Genomic DNA, 9,319 nt, shown 5'->3' with positions numbered 1-9,319 from the left:
CCGGCCGCTTTCTGGCCCCGCTTTTCAGCAGCCTGCTAGGCCTCATCGGCGTGCTGGCCCAGCGAACTTCCGCGACTGAAACTAGTGGATGCCGCCGTAAGCGTCCACCGTCGGCTGCCTTGCGGCGCGGCAGGCTGATCGGCTGATCTGCGTGGCTGTTGGGTGGCGCGAGCGTCCGTTGCCGCCCTTAAGCCGAGGGGTAAGGTCGGTGCCGGACGTAGAGTGGGTGAGGTCATCAGCGTCGTGGCACGGCGTCGCCGTTGGACGCTGGAGCAGAAGCTGTTGCTGGTCGAGGAAGTGTTGCGGCCGGGTACATCGGTGGCGGCGGTGGCGGACCGGCACGGGATGAGCCGGAGCCTGCTCTTCGACTGGCGACGGCAAGTACGCGAGGGGACGATGCCCGGCGTGGTGTGCGCCGATGCAGCGCCCAAGTTGGTGCCGGTCCATGTGATCGACGATGCGCCGACGACGCAGACACCACGCCCGACGTCGCAATCGCGCGGGCGTGTCAAGTGAGAGCGTCGGAGAGAAAGTCGTAAGCGCAGCCATGGGGCCCTTCTTGCGCGGGTGCGGTATGGCTGAGAGGTAGGCGGTCGCGGAGGTGAGGCGATGGCCGGCTCGAAGTCTCGCATCAGTGCTAGCACTGATGCTGCCACGGATGGCGTGACGCGTGTGGTGACCTTCCCCCGTATGAGTGGACACGGGTTACGGCCTACGCGGCCGCGGCGAGTTGTTCCATGTCGGCTGGTGTTTTGTAGCCAATGGCCGAATGTAGGCGGGTTCGATTGTAGAAGGCTTCGAGGAATCTGAAGAGGGTGGATCTGGCGTCCTGACGAGTCAAGAACGGTCCGTCCTCCTCAAGTTCGGTCTTCAGACTGCCGAAGAAGCTTTCCATGGGGGCATTATCCCAACAATTTCCCTTCCGGCTCATCGAGCAGAGCGTGCCGTGCTTGGCCAGCAGGCGGCGGTAGTCGTGCGCCGCATATTGGCTCCCGCGGTCCGAGTGTTGCAGCAGTCCCGGACCTGGTTGGCGGTTGGTGATCGCCATCTGTAGGGCCGAAAGTGTCAGCTCCTGTGCTATGGTCTCGCGCATCGCCCAGCTGACCACCTTGCGCGAGAAGAGGTCCAGCACGACGGCGAGATACAGCCAGCCCTCACCGGTTGGAATGTACGTCATGTCCGCCAGCCACACCTTGTTGGGTCCGGGAGCGGTGAACTTGCGGTTCAGCAGGTTGGGGGCAACGGGGAAGCCGTGCTTGCTGTCAGTGGTCACCCGGAAGCGGCGTTTGCTTGGTACCGCGATGCCGTGCCGCCGCATCAGGCGCGCCACACGGTTGCGGCCCACCCGCTGCCCCTCGGCCTGCAGAGCCGCATGGACCCGCGGACTACCATAGCGGCGGCGGCTTTTGGTATGGACGCGGCGGATGTCCCCGAGCAGGGCCCGACTGGCCTGTGAGCGGATGCTCTCGGGTCGGTGCCTCCACGCATAGTACCCGCTGGCGCTGACCTCCAGGACCGAGCACATCACCCGCACGAGGAACGTCTTGCGATGGTCCTCGATAAAACGGAACCTCATCTCGGCGGGCCCGAGAAGATACCGATGGCTTTTTTTAGGATGTCGCGCTCCATCTGCGCCCGTTCGAGTTCCTTCTGCAGCCGCCGGATCTCTGCCTGCTCCGGTGAAGCAGGCAGCATTTTTTTGCCAGCCGCTGCTTGCCCTGCAGCTGATCCCGTTGGTCCATGGCCTCGCGCCCGCCAGTTCCGCAGCATCGAGGGATGGATCCCAAACTCCTTCGCCACCTGCATCAGCGGGCGGCCACTGCTTTCCAGCAGCAACACCGCCTCCCGCTTGAACTCCTCCGTGAACTCCCGTCGCGTCTTGCTCGTCATCAGGGCACCTCGCTCCCGCAGGAGCTTATCCGAAGTGTCCACCAACACGGGGCAGGGTCACCAGCCTGCTCACCCAGCAGCGTGGGCAGCTTGTCCAGTCACATGTGCTGTGCAGCTGCCGCGACGCTTACCTCCTGCACCGAGACGGTGACCCACATTCTGCACGGGCCCACCCAGCATTCCAAGAAGGGCCACCTTGTGGCCCTTCTCGACTGTGCCCAGATCTGCATCACGGCGGCCGACTTCATAGCCCGGCAGTCGCCGCACCACGAACACCTGTGTCGCGAATGCGCCGAAATCTGCCGCGCCTGCGCCAAGCTCTGCGAGGAGCATGAGGATCCTGACGGCAAGATGAAGGCGACCGCCGAGTCATGCTGCCGTTGTGCCGAGGGCTGTGACAAGATGACGGGCACGGCTGTCAGCCGCTAGGGCCCGCGGCATGGCGCCATCTGGCGCCGTGCCGTCGGTATGAACGTGTCAACCCGCTCGCATCTGACCGTCGCGCAGGCGGAGGTCGTTGTGTAGCGCGGTGGCCGCAATTGCCGCATGGCCCATAGCGATGCTGATTTGGTCCAGCGCGTATACGATGTCGCCAGCCGCATAGATGCCCGCGTGGCTCGTGCGCTGCTTCTGGTCGACCGCAATACAGCACCCGTCGCCCATCTGAAGGCCAAGCGCTTGCGCCAGCGCGTCATTCGAGTCCGAGCCGAGAGCGGGGTACACCGTGTCAAAGCCCAGCTCTGTGCCATCCTGCAGGCGTGCCGTTACGCGATGCTCGCCGAAGTCGAGTCCTTCGAGTGATCGCTCCTCGATCCTGATGCCGGCGCCGCCCAGAAGGGCTCGATCGTCCTCATCGATCTCGATTTTTTCGGTGGCGAGCAAGGTGATGTCGTCCGAGTAAGTGCGGAGAAACATCGCCTCCGCGACGCCGCGCGCGTTACCGCCAATCACGCCGATGGCCTGTCCGGTCGCCTCGAAGCCATCGCAGACCGGACAATAGCGCAGCAACCCGCGATCGAGTGCCGCGCGATGCGTCGCCGGGTTGACGTTCGGCCGCCGGTTCTCGGTGCCGGTGGCCAGGAGGAGGGTGCGCGCCTTCAGTGCCAGACCCTCGCCGCGCGCGAGGAAGCAATCCTGTCCCACCTCGATCGCGTCGACGAACCCGTTAATCAGGCGTGCGCCGTACTGCTCGGCCTGAGCACGCATACGGCCCAGCAGGTCCGCGCCGCCGATGCCGTCCGGGAAGCCCGCATGATTATGAGAGATCGGGATCCAAAGCGCCCGGCTGTTGCCGTTGTCGACCACCGCGACCCGGCGGTGGTAGCGTGCGAGATAGATCGCGGCCGTCAATCCGGCTGGCCCACCACCGATGATCAGGCAGTCGAGCTGTTCCACTAACTGTTCAGTCTCGTTGGCCACGTCGATCTCCGAAGCTCGCTAGTTCATGAATCGCGGTTGGCGCATAGAAAAAGAGCAGGAGCTTGTGCTCCTGCTTTAATAATCGGGATGAGATCCGACGGCGGTGGGCAAAGCCTAGCTTTTCCGTCTGACATACCACGTAAAGAGAAGGGCGCCCACGACCGACAGGATCGGCCCGACAAAGTTTGGGGCGAGGCTGTCCGGCAAGAGGCGCTTCAGGAAGAGCGCGGCATCCGTCGCAAGTAGCGCTATCGCCGCTAGGGCACCGATGACGAACAGCCCTTTGGTCACGGCGAGTGCTCTGTACCGAAAGTATTTATTGCGGAATGAAACAACGGTTGGCGACGACTGTCAAAGTGCTTCCTCCAGTACGAGTAATGCGAGGAAGCCCGCGAAGAAGACGGCGGTGATCAGCGGAGTTTCTGGCTGCTCGTGTGCCTCGACCAGCAATTCTTCCGTCACGAGGTAGAGCAGCGCGACGAGGGAGAACGCGAAGAAGGCGTCGAGATAGGGACGTGGCAGCCCGCCGGCCAAGCCGCCGAGGAAGCCACCGATCGGCAGCAGCAACCCGATGCCGAGTGCCACCGCGACCACTGCAACGCGGGAGGCGATCCGTTCGCGCAACGCCAGGGTGGTGGTCAAGCCAAGGAACACCACCTCAAGAGTAAGCGCGACGGTCAACAGCAATCCCTGCTGCTGACCGGCAACGAAGCCGACTCCAAGCACGAGGCCGTCAATCAGGATGTCCACTGCACCGATCGCGGCAAGCCCCGTCGAGCCCCCGGCCCGTCGCCCTGCTTCTTTGACCAGCAGCATCGCAGCCACGCCTAGTCCGCCGCCCAGGGCGATGGGCAATGCCGCCCCCTCATGCTTCAAACCCGGCAGGATTTCGCTCGCGGCTGCGGCGAATACCACGCCCGCGGCGAAGTGCTGGATCGCGCTCTTGGCGTTTGGCCCAGGCGGTCTGAACACCGCCGCCAAGGCTCCCAGGAGCAGCCCGGCGAACGGGATCAGCGTGTAGGCGACGGCCCCGCTCAACATGCGGCGCCTGGCTGGCCGCAGGGTAGAAATGGTGCGAACGGCCTGCGGTGTGACTCTACCATGACCGTTACTCACCTTCCTGTACAATAGCTGGGTTGCAAACTTTGTAAGGCTGAAGGCTAAGCCTCGCCTCCGGCAGGCTTGTCTTCGTTGTCCGGCTTGAGTTTGCCGAGGGCGACGAGGACAAGGAAGTTGGCGAGCGCGAGCACGAAGCCGATGTCGTAGAAGCCGAATCCGACCGCGCCGCCCACAATGCCGGTATTCAGGATGCTCGCCGCAGTCGCCGTGCCGTGCGTGGTGGTACCGGCTTTGAGGATGGCCCCGCCACCGATGAAGCCAATGCCGGTGATCAGGCCTTCCAGGATGCGCGCCTGCCCCGGCGATCGCTCCCCGAGCACCTCGATTGCGAGCACCACGAAGCCGCAGCTTGCCAGCGCGACGATGGGGAAGGTGCGCAGACCGGCGCTCCTGGTTCCATGCTCGCGGTTCCAGGCGATAGGCAAGGTGAACAGGAAGGCCAGAGCCATGCGCACGAGGTGGTTCGTGACATCGCCCCAGACACCCCATAAAGAGCTTGTCACGTCGCTCTCCTCACCTGGGCGGTCGGCCACACGGTCATACCTGCGTCGCCTTTTCTGTCCCCCGCAGGCCCTCGTCTTCGACCTGCACCGTGATGTGGTCGATCCCGAACCGCTCCTTGACCAGGATCCGCACGTCGCGCAGCACCCGTATGCCCTCGGCTGTATCTTGCACGGTGACATGCGCGCTCATGGCATCCAGGCCGGAAGTGATTGTCCAGACATGCAGATCGTGCACCGCTACGACGCCTGGGATGGTGGCGATGCCTCGTTCCATCAGGCCTACGTCCACACGCGGCGGCGCGCCTTCCAGCAGGATGTGGGTGGCTTGCCGCAGTAGGTTCCAGGTCCGCGGCACGATGAACAGACCGATGCCGGCGCCGATGATGGGGTCCGCCAACTCCCAACCCGTCCACATGATGACGAGCGCGGCCACGATGACCCCAAGCGAGCCGAGCATGTCGCTCAGTACTTCGAAGTAGGCGCCCTGGACGTTGAGGCTTTCGGACGACCCGCCCGAGAGCAGGCGCATACTGATGAGGTTGACGGCAAGCCCCACTGCGGCCACCAGCAGCATGGGCCAGCCCAGGACTTCCGGCGGATCCACGAAGCGGCGATACGCCTCGTAGAGAATATAGATGGTAAGGACCAGCAGCACGACGGCGTTGGCGAGTGCGGAAAGGATCTCCGCGCGCAGGTATCCGTAGGTCCGCTGCGGAGTTGCCGGCCGTTCACCGAAGCGGATTGCCATTAGCGCGAGCGCGAGGCCGCCGGCGTCGGTCATCATGTGCGCGGCGTCCGCGAGCAGGGCAAGACTGCCGGTAATCAGCCCCCCGGCCACCTCGGCCGCCATGTAGGTGAGCGTTAGGCCCAGTGCCCAGGCCATCCGGCGCTTGTGCCGCGCCGCGGCCGAAGCAGTTGTGGGTGCCTGCGAGTGACTGCCATGCATCAGCGTGTTCCTCGCCCGGCCAGGGGCTTCTGAGAACGGAAGGTAACCACGCGATAGACATAGACGAGCACCAGTGCGCCTACGACGGCGTTCGAAACTGGATTTACCCAGGATGCCACGGCTTGGTACTGCTCCTGGAGCAAGTAGCCTAGTCCCGCCAGAAAAATGGCCCAGAGCGCTGTGCCCAGCGTGGTCCAGACCAAAAAGCGGCCCAGGCCCATGGCGGCAATGCCGGCTGGCACGGAGATCAGCGTGCGCACAGCCGGCACCAGCCGCCCAGCGAACACCGCCGGCACTCCCCAGCGGGCAAAGGCGGCCCGGGCGCGGTCCACCTCCACCGGTGAGAGGGTCAGCCAGCGACCATGACGGTCGGCAAAGCGCCGCAGCCGGTCCGGTCCCAGCCATCGCCCCAGGCAGTACCAGGCCAGCGCCCCTAGCACAGAGCCGACTGTGCCGGAAAGGACCACCAGCACGACGTCCAGCTTGCCCTGTGCGGCCGAGAACCCCGCCAGCGGCATGATCAGTTCGGAGGGGATCGGCGGGAACAGGTTCTCGGCCAGCATGAGCAGGGCGATGCCAAGGTAGCCGCCCTGCTCCACCAAACCCACGATCCAGTCGAACATCACGCCTCCTCCTACTGCCCAATCCGCCCCTTGGGGCGTCTGCCTGCGCGTTTCCAGCACCAGGCGATCGCGCCGGCGCCGGCCGCGACAAGGGCAGCAGCAACGGCCACCTGGACGGGCGGCAGGAGGCGGAGCGCGCGGATGAACGTCTCGTTCATGGCCTCGGGCCGGTGCGGGTCAAGCGCGTGAGTCTCCGCCAGTTCGCGCTCGGCCTCCGACAGCTCCGGCGGGTCGAAGGGCAACAGGGTGGGGCCGGACGATCGTGCCAACCGGTCGAGCGTCCTGACAAGCGACCCACCCGCCGCCTGCAACGCCGCCCGGAACTCGTCGCACCCGATACCCAGGTGTTCCGCGAGCAGGCTGTCGCGTACCCGCAGGATGGCGGCACGCACCTCCGATGCCCTTGCATCCTCCGGCCGAACCTCCACTGCCAGGTCGCACTCGGTGTCCACCCCCATGGAGCGGTTATTGATGTTGGACGAGCCGATCCGCAGCAGCGTGTCGTCGACCACCAGCACCTTGGCATGGACGTAGATGGCGCCGCCGCCCGCAGTCACGGGCGTGCAGAACCGCAGCCGCCCGTAAAGATCCGCCTCGCGCAGCTTCTCGAGCAGAAGAGCGCGGCCCGCCCCCATCACCTCCTCCTCAAGCCAGCCTTTCGCCTGATCGGGATTGACGATGACAACTTCCGGTCCGTCCGGCTCAGCAAGCCGTTGCGCCAGGGCTTCGCTGATCCGGTGCGCGCTGAAGTACTGGCTTTCCAGGTAGATGCTGCGACGGGCCGAGGCGATCGCTGCGAGATAAAGCGCCTCGATCTCGCGCACCTCCGGCAGGCCGTCATAGGCAGGCTGGGTTCGGGCGATTGCGACATCCACGTCCTGAAATGCCGCCTTCAGCCCCTCGGGCCAGCAGTCACGGTCGGACTGCGGCGGGTCGGGCCGCCAGCCGTTGGCGGCAAACCAGCGATCCCGGGCGAGATCGCCGAGGGCGCGTGCGGCCTCGCCGTCCACCGCCGTCGTCACGTCATGCCAGGGACCGTGCGGCGTTCCGTTCGGCCACAGGCGAGCCGGATCGTCGTCGCGATGGGCAGGCGTATCCCAGCGGCCTCCGGTAACATCGATGCCGCCGCAAAAGGCGACCGCATCGTCGATTACCGCGATCTTCTGGTGGTGGCAGCCGCCCGGCGGATGGTGCCGGTCCAGATGGAAATGCAGGCGATGCCCGCCGAGCCATTCGAGCAGGAAGAACGGCGTCGTGCCACGAAACGGCATCTTGAGAAAGGCGAGGTCCCAGCGCAGCACATAGACGCGCAGCCCAGGATTGCACCGCACAGCGTGGTCCAGCAAAGAGCCAATCCGATTTGGCACAGAGTCCGGGGCACCGCCGCTGCGGTCGAGTTCGATGCGCGCGTCGAAATCCCAACCAACAAGAAGGATGGAATGCCGTGCCCGCAGGATCGCCGCCTTGAGGTGCAAAAAGTAGGCTGCAGCATCGATAATTACGGCCATGCGGTCAGCATGAGCCAAGCGCCAGCAGGTGGTGCCCGGCTTCAGCACCTGACCACTTCGGTTAGGCTCGCCAAGCTTACCCTGTTCCCGATGGGACACAGTTTCTGGTATCGCAACTCTTTTCAGCGGAACAGCCTTCCGAGGAACGAATTGTTGTGCCCGTCGCGGCTACCACCATGTCCGCCGCCGTGTCCTCCTCCATGGCCACTACCGTAGCCGCCGGAGCCGCTACGTTGGTCGTAGCCCGGTCCCCAACCGCCAGGAGGCGGCGCGGCTGGGGCATAGCCGGGCGCTCCCTGACTGGGAGCCAGCCACGGGCTCGCTGTGCCGGAAGAGGGGGGTTGGGGCTGGGAAGCCGCCGTATCTGGCATGGAAGGCGCTTGAAACTGCGCGTTGCGCTCGATGATCTTGTCCAACTCGCCGCGGTCGAGCCAGACGCCGCGACATTGCGGGCAATAGTCGATCTCGACACCTTGCCGGTCGCTCATGATCAGGTCCACGCGGCAACGCGGGCAGGGCATGCCGACAGCAGGCCGTTCGGTGGTCGAATCGCTCATCTGCTGATCCTACGTTTCTGGCCTCTATGCCGAACGGTCGCACTAACCTTGGAAAGACGACAGGGCCGCATGAACGCGGCCCTGTCGTCAGGCAAGTCCCTCAGGGCTTTGGCGATGCGCTTTTGTCGCGATGTCCGTGCTGGTCGAGGTCACTGGGCTTGTGGCCAGGGTGGTCGTGGTGCTGCCCAGGCTTCTCTTGCTCCGCCTTGTCGCGGTGCCCATGCTGGTCGAGGTCACCGGGGGTGTGGCCGGGATGGTCATGGTGCTGACCGGCAACTTCCTGCGTGGTGCTGTCGCGGTGCCCGTGCTGGTCAAGATCACCGGGCTTGTGGCCAGGATGGTCGTGGTGCTGACCGGGCTTCTCCTGCGCCGCCTTGTCTTGGTGCCCGTGCTGGTCGAGGTCGCCGGGCTTGTGGCCAGGGTGGTCATGGTGCTGACCGGGCTTCTCCTGCGCCGCCTTGTCTCGGTGCCCGTGCTGATCGAGGTCGCCGGGCTTGTGGCCAGGGTGGTCATGGTGCTGACCAGACTTCTCTTGCGGCATGACTGCTTCCTTAGTCTTGTCTGTTTTCAACGGGAGCGACCACGTGCCGGGGTAGTACGTCCTCGCCCAATACCTTCAACGCGCAACGTAACGGAAAGTTAGCGCATCGAGGCTCAACTCCCAGCACAAGTGAATCATTCACCGGCTAGAGAAGCCTTTTACATCCTCTAGCCACTAGCAGGCTGCTGAAAAGCGGGGCCAGAAAGCGGCCGG

General features: G+C 64.8%; 11 protein-coding genes. 3 read left to right on the top strand and 8 right to left on the bottom strand.

All coding sequences use genetic code 11. From position 1 onward, the window contains the following. The first annotated feature begins 222 nt into the window (after positions 1-222). Positions 223-516 carry an IS66-like element accessory protein TnpA gene (tnpA, locus tag QWZ14_RS02835; protein WP_290315053.1) on the top strand — a complete coding sequence of 98 codons (294 nt, stop codon included), beginning with the start codon at positions 223-225 and terminating at the stop codon, positions 514-516. 196 nt (positions 517-712) lie between these two features. Here the strand turns inward: tnpA and QWZ14_RS02830 are convergent. After that, positions 713-1,890, bottom strand: a protein-coding gene (locus QWZ14_RS02830) for an IS3 family transposase (RefSeq protein WP_290315051.1) whose coding sequence is annotated in 2 segments (ribosomal slippage) — positions 713-1,602 and positions 1,602-1,890 — 1,179 coding nt in all. Because the reading frame shifts where the segments join, the coding sequence is not laid out codon by codon here. 147 nt (positions 1,891-2,037) lie between these two features. Between QWZ14_RS02830 and QWZ14_RS02825 the strand changes: the two genes are divergently transcribed. Continuing rightward, a complete protein-coding gene (locus QWZ14_RS02825) occupies positions 2,038-2,319 on the top strand; it encodes a four-helix bundle copper-binding protein (protein WP_290315050.1) in 282 nt (93 codons plus the stop codon). Positions 2,320-2,367: 48 nt separating this feature from the next. On the opposite strand, the gene QWZ14_RS02820 is transcribed toward QWZ14_RS02825, so the two are convergent. From QWZ14_RS02820 to QWZ14_RS02790, 7 genes are all read right to left on the bottom strand, one after another. After that, a complete protein-coding gene (locus tag QWZ14_RS02820; protein WP_290315049.1) occupies positions 2,368-3,309 on the bottom strand; it encodes an NAD(P)/FAD-dependent oxidoreductase in 942 nt (313 codons plus the stop codon). A 351-nt stretch (positions 3,310-3,660) separates the two neighbouring features. Beyond that, positions 3,661-4,347, bottom strand: coding sequence for a ZIP family metal transporter (locus QWZ14_RS02815; RefSeq protein WP_290315048.1), 687 nt, complete (start codon positions 4,345-4,347; stop codon positions 3,661-3,663). A gap of 122 nt (positions 4,348-4,469) precedes the next feature. Continuing rightward, positions 4,470-4,931, bottom strand: coding sequence for an MgtC/SapB family protein (locus QWZ14_RS02810; RefSeq protein WP_290315047.1), 462 nt, complete (start codon positions 4,929-4,931; stop codon positions 4,470-4,472). A 34-nt stretch (positions 4,932-4,965) separates the two neighbouring features. Further along, a complete protein-coding gene (locus tag QWZ14_RS02805) occupies positions 4,966-5,877 on the bottom strand; it encodes a cation diffusion facilitator family transporter (protein WP_290315046.1) in 912 nt (303 codons plus the stop codon). Continuing rightward, positions 5,877-6,500, bottom strand: a complete 624-nt coding sequence (locus QWZ14_RS02800; protein WP_290315045.1) for a DedA family protein — start codon at positions 6,498-6,500, stop codon at positions 5,877-5,879. The genes QWZ14_RS02805 and QWZ14_RS02800 overlap by 1 nt, the downstream gene beginning before the upstream one ends. Positions 6,501-6,511: 11 nt before the next feature. After that, entirely contained in the window at positions 6,512-8,008 is a 1,497-nt protein-coding gene (locus tag QWZ14_RS02795) for a phospholipase D-like domain-containing protein (RefSeq protein WP_290315044.1), read from the bottom strand. Between the two features lie 122 nt (positions 8,009-8,130). Then, positions 8,131-8,565, bottom strand: a complete 435-nt coding sequence (locus QWZ14_RS02790) for a TFIIB-type zinc ribbon-containing protein (protein WP_290315043.1) — start codon at positions 8,563-8,565, stop codon at positions 8,131-8,133. Between the two features lie 130 nt (positions 8,566-8,695). Here QWZ14_RS02790 and QWZ14_RS02785 point away from each other — a divergent pair, with 130 nt between their 5' ends. After that, a complete protein-coding gene (locus QWZ14_RS02785) occupies positions 8,696-9,208 on the top strand; it encodes a hypothetical protein (protein WP_290315042.1) in 513 nt (170 codons plus the stop codon). Positions 9,209-9,319 lie beyond the last annotated feature (111 nt).

Origin of the sequence: Paeniroseomonas aquatica (assembly GCF_030409335.1) — a bacterium.
In the GTDB taxonomy this organism is placed as follows: domain Bacteria; phylum Pseudomonadota; class Alphaproteobacteria; order Acetobacterales; family Acetobacteraceae; genus Belnapia; species Belnapia aquatica.
This window is presented reverse-complemented; position numbering and strand designations above follow the sequence as displayed.